The following is a 20,931-nucleotide window of genomic DNA, read 5'->3' on the forward strand; positions in this document are numbered from 1 at the left end:
ATTTGATCAACCATGCGCAGCCCCTTGCATCCATGGCAGGGCTGTCAGACAAGGCCGTCATCATGATGCTGAACTTTCTCGACGCGCTAAGGGCCGCTGGCATTCCCGCTGGCATCAAGGAGCATCTGCTTCTGCTGGAGGCGCTGGACCGTGACGTGATCGGTCAACGGCCTGAGGAATTCTATTATCTCGCGCGGGCGACCTATGTGAAGGACGAAGGGCTGATCGACCGGTTTGATCAGGTCTTCGCGAAAGTCTTCAAAGGCGTGCTGGACGCGAGCGGGGTCGAGGCGGACATTCCCGAGCAGTGGCTGCGCCTGGTCGCGGAGAAATATCTGAGCGCTGAAGAGATGGAGAAGATCAAGTCTCTAGGCAGCTGGGACGAGATCATGGAGACGCTGAAGAAGCGTCTGGAGGAGCAGAAGGGGCGCCATCAAGGCGGCAACAAGTGGATCGGCACGGGCGGAACTTCGCCCTTCGGCAATGGCGGCTATAACCCCGAAGGCGTGCGGATCGGCGGCGAGAGCAGGCACAAGCGCGCCATCAAGGTGTGGGAAAAGCGCGAGTTCCAGAACCTCGACAGCAGCAAGGAACTGGGCACGCGCAACATCAAGGTGGCACTGCGGCGACTGCGACGCTTTGCGCGCGAAGGCGCCGCGGATGAGCTGGACCTGGAAGGGACTATCCGGGGCACGGCACGGCAAGGTTGGCTCGACATCCGGATGCGGCCCGAGCGGCATAATGCGGTCAAGCTGCTGCTATTCCTGGACGTTGGCGGGTCAATGGACCCCTTCATCCGGCTTTGCGAGGAGCTGTTTTCCGCCGCGACAACCGAGTTCAAGAACATGGAGTTCTTCTACTTCCACAACTGCCTCTATGAAGGCGTGTGGAAGGACAATCGGCGCCGTTTTTCAGAGCGTATTCCGACATGGGATATCCTGCATAAATATGGGCATGACTATAAGGTCATCTTCGTCGGCGATGCGGCGATGCCCTTACGAAATCAGCTATCCGGGCGGATCGGTCGAGCATATGAACGAGGAACCCGGCGCGGTGTGGATGAGCCGATTGCTGCATACCTATCCGGCTGCCGTGTGGTTGAACCCCACGCCGCGCAACCATTGGGACTATAGTCAATCGACGCGGATGATCCGGGAGATCATGGGCCAGCGCATGTATCCGCTGACGCTTGAGGGCATTGATGACGGAATGCGGGAACTGACCCGAAAGCGGTAAGCTGCGTCAGGCAGGATCGAAGAGGACGCCGCCAGTCATTGGGGCGGGAACGCCGGTGGTGCCGGGAAAGCTGATGGGCAAGGATTTGAGGTGGCGCACCGCCATATAGGCGAAGCCCTGCGCCTCAAGAGCGTCGCCATCCCAGCCGAGATCATCGACCGGATGCACATCAGCGTTGGTGAAGGCAGCCAGCATCGTCATCAGTGTTGCATTATGACGGCCGCCTCCGCCGACGTAGATGGCGGAAGGGCGGGACGGGAGATGGTCAAGCGCGCGGGCAACCGCCCTGGCGGTGAACGCGGTCAACGTCGCTGCGCCATCCTCAAGCGACAAGCCATGCATCGCATCGAGGGTAAAGGCTTCACGGTCGATACTCTTGGGGGGCAGCGTATCGAACCAGGGGTCTGCCATCAAACTGTCGAGCCGCGCTTCATCGATCTGGCCGCGAGCAGCAGTGGCGCCATTTTCGTCGAACGGCCGATCGCTATGCGTCTGCATCCAATTGTCGATCAAACCGCTCGCCATGCCGGTGTCGAAGGCGAGGAGTTCGCCATCATTTCCGATGGCGGTGATGTTGGCCACGCCGCCCAGGTTCAATATGGCGGTCGGCTTACGCAAGTCATTCGCCAAGGCCCGGTGATAGATAGGCATTAGCGGCGCCCCCTGCCCCCCTGCGGCAACATCGGCGCTGCGCAGGTCGCCGACCACGGGAATTCCGAACGCCCCCGCCAATGCGGGGCCATCGCCGATCTGCCATGTCCAGCGCCATTCCGGCCGATGCGCGACCGTGTGGCCGTGGAAACCGATAACGGCGATATCCTGCGCTATATGCCCGCTGCGCGCGAGGAGATCGGTGACGGCCTCGACATGAAGCTCGGTGAGTTCTGCTTCCACGGATTGAATGAGAGGTTCGAAGCCCGGCTTGTCCATTGCCATGGCGCGCTGGCACGCTTCGGCCAAGCGAATGCGAAAGCCCTCCCGATAGGGCATGGCATGGAAGGTGACGGGATTGCTGACGCCCTCTCCGTCGGTTTCGATGAGCGCGGCGTCGATGCCGTCGCGCGACGTACCCGACATGAGGCCGATCGCCAGCATGGGTTGGCTGTGTGTCACCGCTTCGATCCTTTTACTCTCCTTCATTCTGTGTAGCGGAATGGGTTGAGACACAAGTTCAGGATGACGGGGAGTGACGTTGTTGTGTCGTGATGCTAGAGGGCGCCGCATTATGACCAGCTACTCGTCCGATCTGCTCCGCCTCCTGGAGGCACGTGGCTACATCCATCAGTTGACCGATGCGGAGGGGCTCGATGGCCTTGCCGCCAAGCAGATCGTGCCGGGCTATATCGGCTTTGATCCGACGGCTCCGTCCCTGCATGTCGGGCACCTCGTTTCCATCATGATGCTGCGGCAGTTGCAGAAGGCGGGGCACAAGCCGATCGTCCTGATGGGCGGCGGCACCGGGAAGATCGGCGATCCGAGCTTCAAGGACGAAGCGCGCAAGCTGCTTACCACCGAAACGATCGCGGAGAATGTCGCCAGCATCAAGCGCGTGTTCGAACGGTTCCTGACCTTCGGCGACGGGCCGACCGACGCGATCATGCTCGACAATGCCGAATGGCTCGACCGGCTGGAGTATATCCCGTTCCTGCGGGAAATCGGCCAGCATTTCTCGATCAATCGCATGTTGAGCTTTGATTCGGTGAAGCTGCGGCTGGATCGTGAGCAGTCGCTGTCCTTCCTTGAATTCAACTATATGATCCTTCAGGCCTATGACTTTCTGGAGCTGTCGCGGCGGTCGGGCTGCCGGTTGCAGATGGGCGGATCGGACCAGTGGGGGAATATCGTCAACGGCGTCGAACTCGCGCGTCGGGTGGATGGGATGCAGGTATTCGGGCTGACCACGCCGCTGCTCACAAATGCCGATGGCACGAAGATGGGCAAGACGGTGGGTGGTGCCGTGTGGCTGAACGAAGATCAGCTTTCCACCTATGATTATTGGCAGTTCTGGCGGAACACGGCGGACGCGGACGTCGCCAACCGGTTGCGGCTGTTCACCGACCTGCCGATGGACGAGGTCGCACGGCTCGCGGCTCTTCAGGGCGCTGAGATCAATGAGGCGAAGAAGGTTCTGGCCAATGAGGCGACGGCGCTGTGCCGGGGAACCGATGCTGCGCTCGCTGCCGCAGAAACGTCGCGCAAGACCTTTGAAGAGGGCGCTTCGGACGCCAATCTGCCGACGATCAGTGTGGGAGCCGAGGGGCTGACCATTGTTCAGGGCACCTCGGCACTTGGCTTTGCCAGCTCCAACAAGGAAGTCCGGCGCAAGCTGGCCGAAGGCGCCATTCGCGTCAATGGTGAGGTCGTGAGCGACCCCATGCTGGCACTGAAACCCGGAGACAAGGTGAGCTTCGGCGCTAAGAAACATGGCCTGGTAACTGCTTGAAACTTTAGAGAGTTAAAGGCAGATTAAGTAAAGCTGGTAAGGAAGGCGCCACCTTCCTCATCTTAAGCTCCGGTCATGTCTTCGGTGCTCGCAAGCCTCGCCCAGGTCGCCCGTTCACGGGACCCTTCCATCAATCAGCGCCGCACGCCCCGCGTGCTGGTGGATATGGTCAGCCATATCTCTGCCCGAGGCCGAACCCATGGCGTCCGGGTCATCAACATCTCTGAACTCGGCCTAATGTGCCGCACCGATGCGGAGATCACGATTGGGGAACGGATCGCGATCTGGCTACCCGTCGTCAAGGACGTTCAGGCCGACGTTCGATGGTCAGAGGATGGCCGGGTCGGGGTGGAGTTTTGCCAGCCCATTGATCCGCAAATCTATGAGGCCATGCTGTCGCTCATCCCGCCAAGGCAGACCGCCTGGTAAGGAGCTGGTCGAAGCTTGATCGGCTTCGATCCGTTGATGTGACCGGACAAGAGCGCGCTGCGTTTAATCGGACGCAGGTCGCGCGCTCCAGTTTTTTGTTATCGCATCCTTTTTTACGCACGATGGTTTCGCGCATGCAGAAATTCGTCGCACGGATTAGCCGCTTCGGAGCAATCCCACCGCCGCATCCCGTTCGAAGAGGTAAAGACAAGTTCTGGCCGCCTGGCCACGCGGTTCGTCTAGTCCTCCATCGCGATCGATCAGGAGGTGCGCGTCGTCTCGCGCGCTATCGAGCAGGGCAGACAGATGTTCCGGCGTCGCGATCTTCAACTGCGCCTCGCCCGACTGGCGCGTGCCAAGGATTTCGCCTGCGCCACGGAGGCGGAGGTCTTCTTCGGCAATGCGGAATCCGTCATTGGTTTCGCGCATGAGCGCCAGCCGGGCGCGGCTGGTTTCGCTCAGGGCGCCGCCGCGCAGCAGGATGCAGACGCTGTGGTTCTGGCCGCGTCCTACCCGGCCGCGCAGCTGGTGGAGCTGGGCGAGACCGAAGCGGTCGGCGCCTTCGATGATGATGAGATTGCTGTTAGGGACATCGACGCCGACCTCGATGACCGTGGTGGCGACGAGGATCTTTGTGCGGGCGGTGGAGAAGGCCTCCATCGCGGCGTCCTTTTCCGGACCTTTCATGCGGCCGTGGACAAGGCCGACGAGATCGCCAAAGCGTAACTTCAGCATTTCGGCGCGGGCTTCGGCGGCGGCCTGATCGCTGGTTTCGCTTTCCTCGACCAAGGGGCAGACCCAATAGGCCTGACCGCCGGTTTCGATGTGGCGGGCGAGTGCTTCGACCACTTCATCGAGGCGGTTCGCGGACATGACGACGGTCTGGATCGGCTGGCGGCCGGGCGGCATTTCGTCCAGCCGAGAGACGTCCATCTCGCCATAATAGGTGAGCGTCAGCGTGCGGGGGATCGGGGTGGCGGTCATCACCAACAGGTGCGGCGTGCGCTCGGCCTTGGCGGCCAGCATCATGCGCTGGGCAACGCCGAAGCGGTGTTGTTCATCGATCACCGCAAGGGCGAGGTTTTTGTAGCGGACGGCTTCCTGGAAAATGGCGTGAGTGCCGACGAGGATGTCGATGCTGCCATCGGCGAGGCCCATCAGGGTGGATTCGCGCACCCTCCCCTTTTCGCGGCCGGTGAGGATAGCGATGGTGACGGGCAGGCCCGACGCCATCTTGCGCAGCGTTTCATAATGTTGGCGCGCGAGAATTTCCGTCGGGGCAAGGAGTGCGCCCTGAGCACCTGCCTCAACCGTGTTGAGGAGGGCCATGAGCGCGACGAGCGTTTTACCCGAGCCGACGTCGCCTTGCAGGAGGCGGAGCATGGGGACGGGCTGCGCCATGTCCCCTTCAATTTCTCCGAAGGCGCGGCGTTGCGCCCCGGTCGGGGCGAAGGGGAGTTCGAGCATGGCGCGCAGGCGGCCGTCTCCCTCGATGGGGATGCCCCGGCGCTTGCGGGAGGATTGGCGCACCAGCATTAGCGCGAGTTGGCCTGCGAAGATTTCATCATAGGCTAGGCGTTCGCGCGCATTGGCATCGCTGGGATCGGCGTGGATGCGGGTGAGCGCCTCATGCCATGTCGGCCAGCCCTTTTGGGCGAGCAGGCTGGGTTCGATCCATTCCGGCAGGTCGGGCGCGCGGCTCAGCGCCTGGGCGACGAGGTCGCGTAGACGGTTATTGGTGAGACCTTCGGAAAGGCCGTAGACTGGCTCTCGCGCCGGAATGGTGGCGGCTTCCTCCGGCGGCAGGACATAGTCGGGGTGGACGATCTGGAGATTGTCGCCATAGGCCTCCAGCTTGCCGGAGATGAATTTGGGTTCGTTCAAGGGCAGCAGCTTGCGGGGCCAGGCGCTGTTGCGGCCGAAATAGACGAGCGCGACCGTATTGCCATGCCTGTCCTGCGCGATGACGCGGAACGGCGCGCGGGCACTGCCGGACGCGCGGTAGTCGGTAGGCGTGAGTTCTATGCCGATGACGCGGCCTGAGTCGGACAGGATCAACTCGTCCACCATGCGGCGATCGACAAAGCTGACCGGCAGGTGGAATAGGACATCGACGGCGCGGGCCAGCCCCAAGCGCTCCAGCGGCTTGGCAAGCGCGGGGCCGACGCCTTTCAAGGCTTCGATTTCAGTGAAGAGTGGGTTGAGGATATCGGGTCGCATGGCTATCTGACGCCATCTAGCCCAGCCGGGACGATGCGCAAACATCTGATCGGTTTATTCGGCATGTCCGCGCAAGGAACAAATTGTGAACGAAGATCCCCGCATCCGCCGCCTGCAATTTCGCGCGTGGCATCGAGGCATCAAGGAAGCGGACCTGGCGGTGGGTGGATTTTTCGATCGCTACCATGCCGAGTGGGGCGTGGAAGAAATCGACTGGTTCGAGCGGTTTATCGAGGAACAGGATGCCGACATCATGGCTTGGGCCTTAGGGACGTTACCGTTGCCCGAGCAATGGCGCGGGCCGATGTGGGACAAGTTCGTGAAGATGGATTTTGTGGAGATTGGGAAGAAATAGCCTCAACCTCCCCTCCCGTTGGCGGGAGGGCGCGGGGGTCGGCCTGTGCCGCCTCTGTGGGATTGCCCACCCCTGACCCCTCCCGCTTGCGGGAGGGGAACTGAGTAGCGAATGACCGACCTTCTGAAGATTCTGAAAACCTCCTCCCCCATGACCCTGTCCGGCGTTCCGGCGGGGTTTCAGCCGTGGCTGCTGGCGGACATTGCCCGGGCGGCGCCTTCGCGTGCGTTGTTCGTCGCGCCCGATGAGCAACTCATGCGGGCGGTGGCGGACACGGCGCATTATTTTGCGCCAGAGATCGAGATTGTCGAGATTCCCGCCTGGGACTGCCTTCCCTATGACCGGGCCAGTCCTTCGCTGCGCACGGCTTCGGCGCGGTTGGCCGGACTGCATGCCTTGCAGGTCAAGCCCAAGGGTCCGCAGCTTGTCCTGACGACGCTGAACGCCCTGACGCAGCGGACATTGACGCCGTTTCGTGTGCGGCAGCTGGTCGCTAAGCTGGCGCCCAAAGAGCGCATCGCGATTTCGCGGCTGGCCGAGATGTTGCAGGCCAATGGCTATGTCCGCACCGACACTGTGCATGATCGGGGCGAATTCGCCATTCGGGGGGGCATAGTCGATTTATTCCCCGGAGGCGAGGAACAGCCCCTGCGGCTCGATTTCTTCGGGGACGAGATCGAGACGGTGCGGCGTTTTGATCCCGCCGATCAGCGGACGAGCGGGAGCGTCGAAGGCTTCACCCTGCTGCCCGCGTCCGAAGCTCTGCTGGATGAAGAGACGATCAAGCGGTTTCGCGGGCGCTATCGCGAGACCTTCGGGGCGACGGCGACCGGCGATCCGCTCTATCAGGCGGTGAGTGACGGGCGGCGCTTGGCAGGGATGGAGCATTGGCTGCCGCTGTTCGAAGAACGGCTGGTGCCGATGACCGAGCATCTGGGCGACGATACGCTCGTCGTGCTGGATCATGGTGTGACGGGCGCCGCGGAGGCCCGGTTCGAGGCGATCCGGGACTATCACGCCAATCGGGTGCAGGCGAAGTCGTCCGATCCGGGAGCTTATCGGCCGCTGGAGCCGAAGGCGCTGTATCTGGAGCAGCAAGAATGGGACGGCATCGTGCGCGAATGGCCGATGCATGCGACCACGCCTTTCCATGAGCCGGAAAGCGCGACCGTTCTGGACTTTGCGGTTGATGGGCCGCGCGATTTTGCGCCGGAACGGGCGCAGAACGCCAATGCCTATGAGGCGGTGGGCAAGCATATCGCCTCGCTCCAGCGGGCGAAGAAGAAGGTTGTCATCGCCAGCTATTCCGTGGGGGCGCGGGAGCGGCTTTCGGGGTTGCTCGCAGATCACGGCGTCACAGGCTTAAGTGCGGCCGACGATTGGCAGGAAGCTTTGGGTCGAGCTGCTCCACTCCCCTTCAGGGGAGGGGCTGGGGGTGGGGGCTATCCGGATAGCTCCCCCGACCCGACAGCCCCCACCCCAACCCCTCCCCTGAAGGGGAGGGGCTATAATGTTTCTCTAATCGTCCTGCCGCTGGACCATGGCTTTACCGCGCCCGATGTGGCGGTGCTGACCGAGCAGGACATGCTGGGCGACCGGCTGGTGCGGCGGGCCAAGCGGAAGAAGAATGCCGACGCCTTCCTTCAGGAGTTGGCGACGCTCTCGCCGGGCGATCTGGTGGTGCATATGGACCATGGGATCGGGCGCTATGAGGGGCTGACGCAAATACCGGTCGCCAAGGCGGCGCATGACTGCGTGGCGATGGAATATGCGGGCGGCGACAAGCTGTATGTGCCGGTGGAGAATCTGGAGGTTCTCTCCCGCTACGGCTCCGACAGCGAGGGGGTGAGCCTCGACAGGTTGGGCGGCGAGGCGTGGCAGCGGCGCAAGGCCAAGATGAAGGAGCGCATCCGCGAGATTGCGGGTGAATTGCTCAAGACGGCGGCCGAACGGGCGCTCCGGGCGGCGACGGTGGCGGAGCCGGATAGCGCGGGCTATCCAGCCTTTGTCGATCGCTTCCCCTATCAGGAGACCGAGGATCAGGACCGGGCGATCATGGACGTGGTCGAGGATCTGGGCGCGGGGCGGCCGATGGACCGGCTGGTGTGCGGCGATGTCGGCTTCGGCAAGACGGAGGTGGCCTTGCGCGCCGCTTTCGTCGCCGCGATGGCGGGGATGCAGGTGGTGGTGATCTGCCCGACCACCCTGCTTGCCCGGCAGCATCATATGAATTTCGAGGAGCGGTTCCGTGGCTTCCCCGTCAACATCGGCCGCCTGTCGCGGCTGGTACCGGATAAGGAGGCCAAAGCCGTGAAGGCTGGGCTGGCCGACGGGACGATCGATATCGTGGTAGGCACCCATGCGCTGTTGGCGAAGGGGCTGGAGTTCAAGCGGCTTGGCCTCGTCATCGTGGACGAGGAACAGCGGTTTGGCGTCACGCACAAAGAGCGGCTGAAGTCGCTCAAGACCGATGTGCATGTGCTGACGCTGACGGCCACGCCGATCCCACGCACCTTACAGATGGCAATGTCGGGCTTGCGGGAACTGTCCGTGATCCAGACACCGCCGGTCGATCGTCTGGCGGTGCGGACCTACATCATGCCCTGGGATGGCGTCGTCATCCGCGAGGCCTTGCTGCGCGAACATTATCGCGGCGGGCAGAGCTTCTTCGTCGTGCCGCGCATTGCCGACCTGACCGAGGTGGAAGAGTTCCTGCGAACAGAAGTGTCGGAGGTGAAGCCAATCGTTGCCCATGGCCAAATGAGCGCTACCGAGGTTGAGGAGCGCATGTCGGCCTTCTACGACAAACGTTATGACGTGCTGCTGTCGACGACGATCGTCGAGAGTGGCCTTGATATTCCTTCGGCCAATACGTTGATCATCCATCGCGCGGATCGGTTTGGGCTGGCGCAGCTGTACCAGCTTCGCGGGCGCGTGGGGCGGTCGAAGGCGCGGGCCTATGCCTATTTCACCACGCCTGCGAACAAGGTGATTACCGAAACGGCGGAAAAGCGGCTGAAGGTTCTTTCCGATCTGGACACGCTGGGCGCCGGGTTCCAGCTGGCGAGCCATGACCTCGACATTCGCGGCGCGGGTAATCTGGTCGGTGACGAGCAGTCGGGGCATATCAAGGAAGTCGGCTTCGAGCTTTACCAATCGATGCTGGAAGACGCGATCCTGGAGGCCAAGGCAGGTGGCGCGGGGATCGAGAAGCGGGAGAGCTTCTCGCCGCAAATCACCGTCGATGCGCCCATCCTCATACCGGAGGATTATGTGCCCGATCTTGACCTGCGCATGGGGCTGTATCGCCGCCTGAACGATGTGGAGGATCGGCAGGGGCTGGAGGCTTTTGCTGCGGAACTCATCGACCGCTTCGGTAAACTGCCGACGCCGACGCAGAACCTGTTCAAGATCATCGAGATCAAGCAGAATTGCGTGACGGCCAATATCTCGAAGATCGATGTGGGACCAAAGGGCGCGCTGGTCAGCTTCTTCGAAGACCGCTTCCCGAAGCCGGAGGGCTTGGTCGCCTATATCCAGCGGCTGAATGGAGTGGCGCGATTGCGGCCGGATAGCAAGGTCGTGGTCAATCGTGCCTGGGCTGACCCGGCGGCGCGGCTGAACGGAGCGCTGCAATTGTCGAAGGGATTGGCGAAGTCGGCTAGCTGACAATGGATGGCCCGGAGATTGCCCCTCTCGCCAGCACCCCTTTGTCGTGCGTCAGCAAAGTAGCAGCAACATCGGTCATCTAAATGCTCCGTCGATGACTGGACAGCAAAGTCCGGCATCGAGCAGGAGATTGACATGATTTCGACCTTCGTAGCGATGGCGGCTGTCGCCGCCACGCACAGCGTGCAGATCGACCATGGCGGAACGCCGGTGCAAGCCACCTACTCGGCTCGCGTCGAGTTCGTTACCAGGACGGTCGGTGCGAAAACACCCAACCGCGTGGATATGCAACGGTGCCAATGGACCGCGACGGTCATAGTGGACCGCGCGCTCAATCATAGTCCGGCGCTGGCCCGCACGGTTTCGCATGACAAGCGCTTTTCCGGCAGCGAACATGGGGCATGTACCGCCGGCCGCAAGTCGGGTGAACGCAATATGGCACAGCATGACGCGGCGATCCGTGAACATCTGGTCGCGGTGGCCGAGAAGGATCGCGCGCCGTTGATGGCCGAGCTGGATGCGGTTCGCAATCTTGCCTCAAACTGACGCACGCTTGGTGGCGGCGGCGGCAATGATAATGGCCGCCACCTCTTCCCCCGCCTTGGCGCAATATGCCGACCGGTTTTCGGCAACCGCCGAGGCCACAAGCGATGAACGTCGGCGGGGGTTGAGCTGGAGCGATGGCGACCCGGTTGTGCGAGGGACAATCGCCGTACAGGCGACGGAGGGATTGAGCTTCGATGCCGCAGCGACGTCCTTGTGGAACAGTAGCCGTCACGGCGGCGCAGATGCCGTGGTGGACCTTGGCACATCTTATGCCCGGCAGATGGGCGCGTGGCGGCTTTCTGCGAGAGGGGTATATCATCTGTTTCCCGGCGCGTCGGGACAGGGATATGGCGAGGTTGGCGCTGGCGCAGGCTTTCTGATCGGCCCGGCAAATATCGACATCAACGCCAGCTATGCACCCCGGCAAGGTTCGATTGGCGGAGATAATCTTTACCTCTCGGCTTCGGCGTCCGCTGGCATCCCCGGCACGCCGTTCACCGTTTCGGCGCATGTCGGTCGTTCGAGCGGTCGGACCCGAGATGTGGTCGATTCGACCCGCCTGCGGCCTGATGGCACATATTGGGACCATGGGATCAGCATCGATTATCTGAAGCGACAATGGTTTGCGGGCGTGCGTTATGCGAACAGCAGCATCGATGATCAGGCGCACCACTCGGGAGCAACGTTAATCGGCCGGGCAGGAATCGTTTTTTAGGAGGCCTCAGCCCTTTAACGCCATCGCGGCCAGTTCGGCGGAGGATATCCCGGCGGATCGCAGAAAGCCCTGATAATAATCACAACCTTCGCGCGCCAGCAGATCGAGTTGCTGCTGTGTCTCGACCCCCTCGGCAATGACGCTCATACCAAGGGACTTGGCCATGTGAATGACGCCCCGGACCACGATCCGGTCGCGGGCAGTCCCAGCGATGTCCTGGGCCAGACCGCTATCGATCTTGAGATAGTCGAGGGGGAGGCTCTTCAAATAGGCAAGGCTGGAATAGCCGGTGCCGAAATCATCGACCGCCACCGCCAGCCCCTCCGCGCGAAGAGCGGTGAGAAGCGCGGTGGCCGCAGCGATATTTTCGATAAGGCCGCTTTCGGTGATCTCAACCGTCAGGCGTGAACGGGGAAAGCCGCTTTCGTCAACGAGGTTGAGGAGCTGCGACATGAAGCCCGGCTGCGCGATGTCGGCGGCGGTCACGTTGATCGACAGGCGAAGGTGCGAGAGGGTCCGGGGCCATGCCGCTGCCTGACGCAAGGCTTCCGCCTGGATGTGGGCCGAAAGTGGAAGCATATAGTCGGATCGTTCGGCGGTCGCGAAAAGCATGCCCGCGCCAAGGGGGCCATATTGAGGATGGTTCCAACGGGCGAGCGCCTCCACCCCCGTCATGTGATCGCCACCCACCGGATATTGCGGCTGGAAGACGATGCCGATTTCTCCCCGATGCAGCGCAAGGCGCAGGTCGGTTTCCAGCTGGTCGGCATCGACCTGTCGGCTGCGCTTTTCGGCCGAGAAGATGCGGATACCCTCTCCGCCCCCTGCCCGCGCGTCTGCCAGAGCGGTTCCCGCCCGCCGAAGCAGCCGGGTTGCATCATCGTCTGCTCGCGATTGGGCGATGCCGCAGCGGGCCGTCAGGCGGATTAGGTGGTCGCCCGCGCTGAAGGGCCGGACGATGACGCCGATCAACTGACGCGCGAGGAAGGTTGCGCGGTCGCTCGCAGCTGCCTCGCCTGTTAGGCCGACGAGAAATTCGGTCCCGGCGATGCGGGCCACGATCGCGCCGGGCGCTGCGTCTGCCGCCATCCGCTCGATCCTCCTTGCAATCCGGCCAAGCAGGGCGTCACCGACCACCTGACCATAGGCGGCATTCATGCGGTCGAACTGGCTGATCGAGAGCAGGAGGATCGTTGTCGCAAGACCGGAACGCTTTTCCAACCACTCAAGCGCTGCCTGTCGCGAACGAAGGCCGGTCAGGTCGTCCCGGCCGGTCGCGTCGTCCCCATGCGTATCGGACAACCACTCGACATCGGCAGCCACGACGCCATCGATCAGGCGTAAATGATGTACGAGCCGGTCACCCGGTCGCCCCGGCGCCGCATGGGCAAAGGATTCTGGTCGGCCTGATCGCATCATGCCCCGCAGACCCGCAATAACCGACCGCCGTTCCGCACGGGGTAGGCAGCGAGCAAACTGGGCCGGACTTATCGTCTGGCGATCGAGGTTGAGGTGCCGGGCGAGATTGTCACTGAGACGCAGGGATTGCCCTCCCCGCTCCAATTCCCAGAATAGCGCGTCGCCACGGCGTATGCGCTGGGCGCGCTGGCTGGGCAGCGTACCCCCACCCAGGCGGTCCACGAGGCGCTGGGCCGAAGCGAGCGTCGCCCGCAGTTGATCGGATGAAAATGGAGCGACGAGAAAATGGGTCGCCCCCGCTTCCAGCAGCGCCGTAACAGACCCCAGCGCCTGCGCGTCGATCAGGGCAATGAGCGCTCCACCGCCCGCCTCTACGGCCGGGGAAAAGGCATCGACGAGGCCGCTGGCTCCGTCCGCCGCATCGCGCATGTCGACAAGGGCGATCTGCGCATCGCTATGCAGGAACCGTTGCGGCGCATCCTTCGTGCGCCGGGCCGCGATGGCACGCCAGCCAGCCAGACTAGCCGCGCGCGACAAACCATCCCTGTCACCGGGCGACAAAATGAAAAGGCTGCGCTGTCCATGCAGTGCGGATTCACCGCTCACATCAAAACTCCCGGGGTACAGCGCATGGCGGGCATATAGCAGACAGGCGTTAGCGACCCGTTCACGCTCCTGCAACCGGCAGTGCTTGCACCGGACTTTCCCATGGCCTAGCTAGTCGAGCATGAACAAGCCCGATCTTGGGCGCACGGCCATGACCGATGCGTTGGGCCGCCGGATCAGCTATTTGCGGATTTCGGTCACGGATCGGTGCGACCTGCGCTGCCGCTATTGCATGGCGGAGCGCATGACCTTCCTGCCCAAGGATCAGGTGCTGACGCTGGAGGAGATCGCGCTGCTTGCCGACCTCTTCATCGCCCGGGGCGTTCGCAAGATTCGGCTGACTGGCGGCGAACCGCTGGTCAGACGGGACATTATCGACCTGGTGCGGCGCATTGGACGCCATTTGGGCGAGGGTCTCGACGAACTGACGTTGACCACCAATGGCACGCGGCTGGCCCAGCATGCGGAGGCGCTTTTCGACGCGGGCGTGCGGCGGATCAATGTCAGCCTCGACAGCCGCGATCCCCAGCGGTTCGCCCATGTCACGCGCAATGGGGACATCCGGCCGGTTCTTGAGGGGCTGGCGGCGGCGAAGGCGGCGGGTCTCGCGGTCAAGATCAACATGGTGGCGCTGAAGGGCGTCAATGATGATGAAATCCTGCCCATGCTCCAATGGTGCCACCAGCAGGGATTTGACCTGACATTGATCGAGACGATGCCGCTGGGCGAGACGGGTGAGGATCGCACTGATCATTATCTGCCGCTGACGGAAGTCGTGGAAAAACTGCGGCAGCAGCATGAACTGCGGCCGATCGCGCATCGCACGGGCGGGCCTTCGCGCTATCATGCGGTTGACGGGATGCGTGTTAAATTGGGGCTTATCACGCCCCTGACCAACAATTTCTGTTCAGATTGCAACCGTATGCGCATGACCTGCGAAGGGAAGATATTCATGTGCCTGGGACATGAGGATCATGTCGACCTTAAGACCGCCTTCCGTGAAGGTGGCGTCAGCGCGGTCGAACCACTGATCGACCGTGCACTGCGGTTAAAGCCTGCCAAGCATGATTTTCGCATCGGAGGCGATGCACCTGCTGCGGCGGTTAGCCGCCACATGAGCGTGACGGGCGGATGACCGAAGAGCCGCGCCGCGCTCTGCTCGCGTCCCCCACCCAAGCCGCCAAGGCCGCCGAGGAACGGCTTCGCGCCGCCTATGAGTTCGTTCCTGTCGAGCAGGCGAACATGATCATCGCACTGGGTGGCGACGGGTTCATGCTGCAAACGCTTCACTCCATGCTGGAGAACCGCCGGATCATGCCTGTGTTCGGAATGAACCTAGGCACTGTCGGCTTCCTGATGAACGAGTGGCGCCTGGAACGGCTGGAGCAGCGGATCGAGACGGCCAAGCCTTTCAAGGTCAATCCGCTGCGCATGACGGTGGATACCGTTGATGGCGAACGCTTTTCGATTCCCGCCATCAACGAAGTGTCGCTGCTGCGCGAGACGCGCCAGACAGCGAAGCTGGAAGTCCATGTGAACGGTCGGACAGCGCTGACGGAACTCGTATGCGACGGCGTGCTGGTCGCAACGCCTGCTGGCTCTACGGCCTATAATCTGTCCGCGCACGGTCCTATCCTGCCGCTGGGTTCGGGCTTGGTTGCGTTGACGCCGATCAGCCCCTTTCGTCCCCGCCGCTGGCGGGGGGCGATCCTGCCTGAAAGCACGGCGATCCGTTTCACCGTGCTTGATCCAGTAAAGCGCCCCGTCAGCGCGGTCGCGGATCAGCGCGAAGTCCGTGACGTCGCCGAGGTGGAGGTGCAGATCGATCGAGGGACGCCGCTCACCCTCCTTTTCGACCCGGAACATACGTTGGATGACCGGATCGCAGCGGAACAATTCATCGCCTGAAAAAATTCGCAATTCTGTCCTTGCCATCCGAAGAATCTCGCTGCTATAGGCGCGGCCTGCCCAGCGAGAGCCGGGCTGCTCCCCGATAGCTCAGCGGTAGAGCATTCGACTGTTAATCGAATGGCCGTAGGTTCGAATCCTACTCGGGGAGCCAATTTCGTCCACTTGGGCGGCTCCAGAAAATTGCGGAATATAATGGAATTCGTCCGAGCGGGCGGACAAGGCCTACGCATATTCGCTTGCCGGAATATCGCTGCGTCGCTTCTTACGTAGAGACTGTAGAGATGAATTGCTTGCTGCCGAAGCGACGCTGCTCACCGTCTCGAAAGAGCGTAAACATGACAAACCCCATCCTCATGAGGGGATGAGGTCATCGATCTGAAAGACTTTAGAGTCTTTCTGACTTAGATTGAGGCATATCCGGCTCCACGGATGTAATTGGCGCATTCTGCGGGCGGGAAGTGGTCGAGCAGTTTTCCGATGCGTCGCCATGTTGCCTCGACGGTGCGTTCGTTGGCCTTGCGGAGCAGACGCTTGAGCTTGGAGAACATCTCCTCGATGGGGTTCAGGTCGGGCGAGTAGGGCGGCAGGAAGAACAGCCTGATGCCCGCCGCCTTGAGCAATTTGCGCACGCGGCTGCCTTTGTGGCTGCCGAGATTGTCGACCACGATGATGCTGCCGGGTTCCAGCGCGGGGATCAGGAACTGCTCGACCCACGCGGTGAAGCTCTCGCCGTTTATCGGGCCATCGAGGACGCAAGGGGCCACGATGCCATCATGCCTGAGGCCAGCGATGAAGGTCAGCGTCTTCCAGTGGCCATGCGGCACCTTGTCGATCAGCGGCTCGCCCCGGTGATGCCAGCCATGGGTGCGGGTCATGTTGGTCTTCGCCCAGGTCTCGTCGATGAAGACCATGCGCTTGGGATCTACCCAGCGCTGGACCCAGCGCCAGCGGTTGCGGCGTCGGATGACGTCGGGCCGGTCCTGTTCCTTGGCGAAGAGCGTCTTTTTTTAAACGTCTTGCCCAAGCGGCCCATGAACCGCCACAGCGTGTCGCAGCAGACCACCACACCACGCTCTTCACGCAGCTGGGCCAGCAACTCGTGCAGCGTCAGGTCCTTCTTCTGCTCGATCCGCGCAAGCAACCACTCGCGCTCACGCGCCAGCAACGGGAGCATGTGACCGCCGACCTTGCCCGGCTCAACAGACCCGCGCGTTCGCCATGACTGCGCCCAGCGAACCCCCGTGGCCGGGCTCACCTCCAGCAACCGCGCAGCCCCCCGCGCCGACATGCCTCGATCCAGAGCCCGACAAAACCGAACCCGCAAATCCTGTGATAATGGCCTCATCCATGCTGGCCTCCTCACCAGTGGCCACCTTGAATCACACTTCCAACCGTCTGGAAATCCCCAACGATTCATTCAACATCGGAAAGACTCTAGAGCGCGCTGCGTTTAATCGGACGCAGGTCGCGCGCCCTAGTTTTTTTGTTATCGCATCGTTTTAAGCGCGAAACCGGTTCCCACTTTTGCGCACGATGCTTTAGGTCAGCGCGATGCGAACTGACGCGGCTTGGATGCCAGCGCCCAGCGCTGCGGCTCCGCGCCGGGGGCCTTTTCCCGAACGAAGCATTGGCCACGTCGAGCGCGGATTGCGCGGCATAGCGCAGTCGCTTCCCCGCGATCGTCAAAGCCGCTGACCGCGAGGCGAGCATAGCTGACGCCGTTCACGGTAATCTGGCTGGTGAGGACCGGCAAAGCGGCTATCGCGCTGTTCCGGCGGGCGATATCGTACCATTTCTCCTTGGCGATCGCAGCGTTTGAATAGGCGCCAAGTTGAACGACCCACGGGCTGTTCCCATTGCCATCGAAACGAAGCGCCGGGCGAGCCGCGAGCGGAGCGCGAGCGGCTGCCTGCTGGCGAAGCCCTGCCGCCTTTACCGGAGCATGGGATACTTTCAAGGGCGTCGCGGGGGCGACATAAGGCGTGAAGGCGACCGTCTGCTGAACTGGTTCCTGCTTCGTCGCTTCGGGGGCAACCTCCTCGGCAACGGAAGCGGTCGGCGTTTCGACAGCACTTGCCTCTGCCATCTGAACGGGCGCGGCTTCGGTCGTGAGGGCGAGCGCAACGGGCTGGCCCGCGTCACTGCCATCGACGGCAATACCCATCAGACCGGCAATGCGCTGCTGCGCGAAATCGGGAGCGGCGGTCTGCGCCCACTGGGCGATCCGCTGGTTGGCGGCGAGCGGTTCAAGGTCGAGGCCTGCCATCACGCGCGCGTCCTTCCACCGTCCCGCCAGCGCATAGGCATAGGCGAGATTTTGGCGCGTGCGCGCTGTGGCCGACGGATCGTGGATGGCTTCGGACAGGATGCGAACACCCTCCGCTGCGTCGCCCGCCATTGCCATAGCGAGCCCGTAGTCGCTCGCGGGAACGACGTCTGAATTGGTTGCGAGCAGCTCGCGCGCAGCGTCATTCTTCCCAAGCGCGACCTTTACCAGGGCGAGGCTGACGATGGTGCGGGGATCGCGATTGCCAAGGGTCATGGCGTCGCTGAGCGCGGTTTCGGCGGAGATGAGACGGCCGCTCGCAATATAGGCGCGACCCAGCAGCTGCCTATAATTGGCGTCTTGCGGAGCAGCTTGGACCGCTGCCTCTGCCGCCGCGACTGCGCGAACGCCATCCCGGCTGATCAACGCCTTATCGATGGCTGCTGTCACACGGCTGGAATCCTCCTTGGCCGCTGCGATAGCGGACGGACGGAATGCTGCGCCGGTGCAGCCGACCATCGTGGTCCCGACGATCAGTGACGAAAGTGCCGCCTTGGAAAGAGCGCTGCGCTTCATGGCTTGATCCTTCTTACTCTGCTTCGTCGCGCGGCAGTTGCTGCGCGAGCCGGTCGATTTCCGGCAGGCTGGAGAGGAAAATATCGAGTGCTTCGGTCACCATCTGTTGGGCAGAACGGCCCGCGACGGCGCTAGCAAGGCGCAGCTTCAAATGACGATCCGCGTCCAGCCTCAGCGTGAAGGCGGCCTTGCGGCCCTTGCTTCCGGAACGGATGGCGGGGGCGATCGTCTTGACCGCTTCTTCCATGCGCTCGGCCAATTCCTCTCGTTCGACAACGACGGAAGGGATGGGCGCGGCTACCGGCGGCAGCGTCATCGGGGTAAGCCCGACAACGGCGCGAGGCTCGGCAGGCACCGGCTCAGGCTCGGTCACGTCGAAGCCCATGTCGTTCCAGCCCAGATCATCCTGCAGCAGCGCTGCCGTTGCCTGATGGCCAAAGCCCATGATGGGGCGGCGCATGGCGGGTTGAGCAGCGCCCTTGCGGGCGAGAAGTCCGGAGGTCAGCGAAGCGAGTGGCTTGGGTTCGGCCATGATGTCTTCCCTCCCTTTACTGACCCACGACGCGGCGGCCGAAGCCACCGGTCGCTGGACGAACCGCACCGCTGGTGCCCGCCGTGCCGTTGGGCACCGAAAAGACCGTGCGACGGAAATTCTTTTCCAGGCGATCGGAAACATAGGTCCACAATTGCGTGACCTCGCCCGCCGAACGGCCGTTGGGATCAACCTCCATCACCGTGCGGCCGTCGATCATCGATGCGGCGAAATCGGTGCGGTGATGCAGCGTCACGGGCGCGACAGTGCCATGCTGGGAGAGCGCCACGGCAGCTTCCGACGTGATCCGCGCCTTGGGCGTCGCGGCGTTGACCACGAAGATCAGCGGCTTGCCTGCCCGTTCGCACAGGTCCACCGTCGCACCAACAGCGCGCAGGTCATGAGGACTTGGACGGGTCGGCACCACGATCAGTTCGGCCACGGAAATGACGCTTTGAATAGCCATGGTGATCGCCGGGGGCGTATCGATGACGGCAAGTTTGAAGCCCTGCTGACGCAGAATTTCAAGATCGGCCGCGAGACGAGCGACCGTCGTCTGGGCGAAGGCGGGAAATTCAGCCTCTCGTTCATTCCACCAATCGGCAAGGGACCCTTGGGGATCGATGTCGATCAGAACCACCGGGCCAGCGCCTGCCCTTTGCGCCTGAACGGCCAAGTGACCAGACAAGGTGGTCTTCCCCGATCCGCCTTTTTGCGATGCCAATGCGAGTATGCGCACGCGCGTTTCCCCCAGAAAATCCAATTGCCTGTTGGACTGCCACGGGGGCACCTAAAAATTGGTTAACTTCGGCGCATCCTTTGAAAGGAAGCATGATATGAAGAATGCTCCTCCTAATGCTAAGAGAGCGTTAACCTTGTTAGCTCATAGGCGGGGGCTACGCTGTTCTTTTAGGAGCACATGCACATGAAGTACATCTGGGGCATCTTGGCCGCCGCAACGATGCTGAGTCTGGCGCCGCCTGCCCTTGCCGATGTAAAAGCCGGGGTCGATGCCTGGCAGCAGGGTGATTATGAAAAAGCCGTCAGCGTCTGGCGGCCGCTTGCGCAGGCAGGCGATCCCGATGCGCAATTCAATATGGGCCAGGCGAACAAGCTTGGACGCGGTGTCAAAGCCGACATGGCCGTCGCGCTTGATTGGTATCGGAAGGCCGCAGCGCAGGGGCACGTCCGGGCAGAGGACAATCTTGGGCTGCTGATGTTTCAGCAAGGGGAGCGGGCTAGCGCCCTTCCCTATCTTCAGCGATCAGCGGCCCGCGGCGAACCGCGCGCCCAATATATCGTTGGCACCGCCCTTTTTAACGGAGATCTGGCGACCAAGAACTGGTCCCGCGCCTATGCCCTGATGAGCCGGGCGTCGGCGGCGGGGCTGGCGCAGGCGACGGCCAGCCTGAAGCAGATGGATAAATATATCCCTGATGATCAACGTCAGCAGGGGCTGGCGCTGGCGCGGGAGATGGGCCAGAACGAGGTAGCGGCGCTGGCGGAAGCCAATGGCCGATTGTCCACCATGCCCATTCTGCGCGAAGAAGCGCCGTCGATGGCGAGCGCCGATCTGCGACCTGCGCGCGCTCCGGAAAAGCCCGCGCCCGCCAAGTCATTGCCGAAGCCGAAATCTGAAGCACCCAAGGCCGCCTTAGCCGCCGCCCAAACGCCCAAACCAGTTGCTGAAAAGGCGAAGGCCAACAAGACGCCAGAGCCCCAGGTAGCTGCCAGCGGACCTTGGCGCGTACAACTGGGCGCATTTAGCGAAGAGGCCCGCGCGCGCGCGCTTTGGACCAGTCTGCGCGGTAAAGTGGCTGGTCTGTCGGCCTATCAGCTTTTTCTGGTGAAAGGCGGCGCCATGACCAAGTTGCAGGCTGGGCCGTTGGCGAACAACGCGGAAGCGTCTCGGCTTTGCAGTGCCATCAAGGCTGCTGGTGCCGACTGCATGCCCCGTAAAATGTGACGAGGCGTAATACTGGCTCTTGGAAGTCAGGGATCAGCGCGC

General features: G+C 62.5%; 16 protein-coding genes, 1 tRNA gene and 1 pseudogene. 11 read left to right on the forward strand and 7 right to left on the reverse strand.

What is annotated here, in order from left to right; genetic code table 11:
- Positions 1-62 precede the first annotated feature (62 nt).
- A pseudogene (locus ACZ5YV_RS05350) lies at positions 63-1,236 on the forward strand (vWA domain-containing protein).
- A 6-nt stretch (positions 1,237-1,242) separates the two neighbouring features.
- Here ACZ5YV_RS05350 and ACZ5YV_RS05355 read toward each other — a convergent pair.
- A complete protein-coding gene (locus tag ACZ5YV_RS05355; protein ID WP_464789154.1) occupies positions 1,243-2,331 on the reverse strand; it encodes an anhydro-N-acetylmuramic acid kinase in 1,089 nt (362 codons plus the stop codon).
- A gap of 130 nt (positions 2,332-2,461) precedes the next feature.
- Here ACZ5YV_RS05355 and tyrS point away from each other — a divergent pair, with 130 nt between their 5' ends.
- Positions 2,462-3,679, forward strand: coding sequence for a tyrosine--tRNA ligase (gene tyrS / locus ACZ5YV_RS05360; protein WP_464788893.1), 1,218 nt, complete (start codon positions 2,462-2,464; stop codon positions 3,677-3,679).
- A gap of 75 nt (positions 3,680-3,754) precedes the next feature.
- Positions 3,755-4,108: a PilZ domain-containing protein gene (locus ACZ5YV_RS05365; protein ID WP_464788894.1), complete on the forward strand. Its 354-nt coding sequence runs from the start codon at positions 3,755-3,757 to the stop codon at positions 4,106-4,108.
- 156 nt (positions 4,109-4,264) lie between these two features.
- Here ACZ5YV_RS05365 and recG read toward each other — a convergent pair whose 3' ends face one another.
- On the reverse strand, positions 4,265-6,328 hold the full coding sequence (gene recG, locus ACZ5YV_RS05370) for an ATP-dependent DNA helicase RecG (RefSeq protein ID WP_464788895.1): 2,064 nt from the start codon (positions 6,326-6,328) through the stop codon (positions 4,265-4,267).
- A gap of 85 nt (positions 6,329-6,413) precedes the next feature.
- On the opposite strand from recG, the gene ACZ5YV_RS05375 reads away from it, so the two are divergent.
- The 4 genes from ACZ5YV_RS05375 to ACZ5YV_RS05390 all read left to right on the forward strand — a co-directional run bounded on the left by ACZ5YV_RS05375 (position 6,414) and on the right by ACZ5YV_RS05390 (position 11,613).
- Positions 6,414-6,683: an FAD assembly factor SdhE gene (locus ACZ5YV_RS05375; protein ID WP_464779671.1), complete on the forward strand. Its 270-nt coding sequence runs from the start codon at positions 6,414-6,416 to the stop codon at positions 6,681-6,683.
- A gap of 111 nt (positions 6,684-6,794) precedes the next feature.
- The gene (gene mfd, locus ACZ5YV_RS05380; protein ID WP_464788896.1) at positions 6,795-10,352 is read left to right on the forward strand and encodes a transcription-repair coupling factor; all 3,558 of its coding nucleotides are present in this window, start codon (positions 6,795-6,797) and stop codon (positions 10,350-10,352) included.
- A gap of 135 nt (positions 10,353-10,487) precedes the next feature.
- Complete coding sequence (locus ACZ5YV_RS05385) at positions 10,488-10,898, forward strand: hypothetical protein (RefSeq protein ID WP_464788897.1); 411 nt, start codon at positions 10,488-10,490, stop codon at positions 10,896-10,898.
- Positions 10,899-10,929: 31 nt separating this feature from the next.
- On the forward strand, positions 10,930-11,613 hold the full coding sequence (locus ACZ5YV_RS05390; protein ID WP_464788898.1) for a TorF family putative porin: 684 nt from the start codon (positions 10,930-10,932) through the stop codon (positions 11,611-11,613).
- A 6-nt stretch (positions 11,614-11,619) separates the two neighbouring features.
- On the opposite strand, the gene ACZ5YV_RS05395 is transcribed toward ACZ5YV_RS05390, so the two are convergent.
- Positions 11,620-13,638 (reverse strand): putative bifunctional diguanylate cyclase/phosphodiesterase, encoded by a 2,019-nt coding sequence (locus ACZ5YV_RS05395; protein WP_464788899.1) that lies wholly within the window; start codon positions 13,636-13,638, stop codon positions 11,620-11,622.
- 121 nt (positions 13,639-13,759) lie between these two features.
- Here ACZ5YV_RS05395 and moaA point away from each other — a divergent pair, with 121 nt between their 5' ends.
- From moaA to ACZ5YV_RS05410, 3 genes are all read left to right on the forward strand, one after another.
- Positions 13,760-14,773 carry a GTP 3',8-cyclase MoaA gene (moaA, locus tag ACZ5YV_RS05400; RefSeq protein ID WP_464788900.1) on the forward strand — a complete coding sequence of 338 codons (1,014 nt, stop codon included), beginning with the start codon at positions 13,760-13,762 and terminating at the stop codon, positions 14,771-14,773.
- A complete protein-coding gene (locus ACZ5YV_RS05405; protein ID WP_464788901.1) occupies positions 14,770-15,546 on the forward strand; it encodes an NAD kinase in 777 nt (258 codons plus the stop codon). The genes moaA and ACZ5YV_RS05405 overlap by 4 nt, the downstream gene beginning before the upstream one ends.
- A 79-nt stretch (positions 15,547-15,625) precedes the next feature.
- Positions 15,626-15,700: transfer RNA gene (locus ACZ5YV_RS05410), tRNA-Asn, on the forward strand.
- 250 nt (positions 15,701-15,950) lie between these two features.
- On the opposite strand, the gene ACZ5YV_RS05415 is transcribed toward ACZ5YV_RS05410, so the two are convergent.
- From ACZ5YV_RS05415 to ACZ5YV_RS05430, 4 genes are all read right to left on the reverse strand, one after another.
- Positions 15,951-16,894, reverse strand: a protein-coding gene (locus ACZ5YV_RS05415) for an IS630 family transposase (RefSeq protein WP_464786945.1) whose coding sequence is annotated in 2 segments (ribosomal slippage) — positions 15,951-16,556 and positions 16,559-16,894 — 942 coding nt in all. Because the reading frame shifts where the segments join, the coding sequence is not laid out codon by codon here.
- A 198-nt stretch (positions 16,895-17,092) separates the two neighbouring features.
- Complete coding sequence (locus ACZ5YV_RS05420; RefSeq protein WP_464788902.1) at positions 17,093-18,391, reverse strand: SPOR domain-containing protein; 1,299 nt, start codon at positions 18,389-18,391, stop codon at positions 17,093-17,095.
- Between the two features lie 13 nt (positions 18,392-18,404).
- The gene (locus tag ACZ5YV_RS05425; protein ID WP_464788903.1) at positions 18,405-18,923 is read right to left on the reverse strand and encodes a hypothetical protein; all 519 of its coding nucleotides are present in this window, start codon (positions 18,921-18,923) and stop codon (positions 18,405-18,407) included.
- Positions 18,924-18,939: 16 nt separating this feature from the next.
- Entirely contained in the window at positions 18,940-19,662 is a 723-nt protein-coding gene (locus ACZ5YV_RS05430; RefSeq protein ID WP_449472118.1) for an AAA family ATPase, read from the reverse strand.
- Positions 19,663-19,842: 180 nt separating this feature from the next.
- Here ACZ5YV_RS05430 and ACZ5YV_RS05435 point away from each other — a divergent pair, with 180 nt between their 5' ends.
- Positions 19,843-20,889 (forward strand): SPOR domain-containing protein, encoded by a 1,047-nt coding sequence (locus ACZ5YV_RS05435; protein WP_464788904.1) that lies wholly within the window; start codon positions 19,843-19,845, stop codon positions 20,887-20,889.
- Positions 20,890-20,931: the final 42 nt, after the last annotated feature.

The organism is Sphingobium sp. TomTYG46, assembly GCF_055396345.1.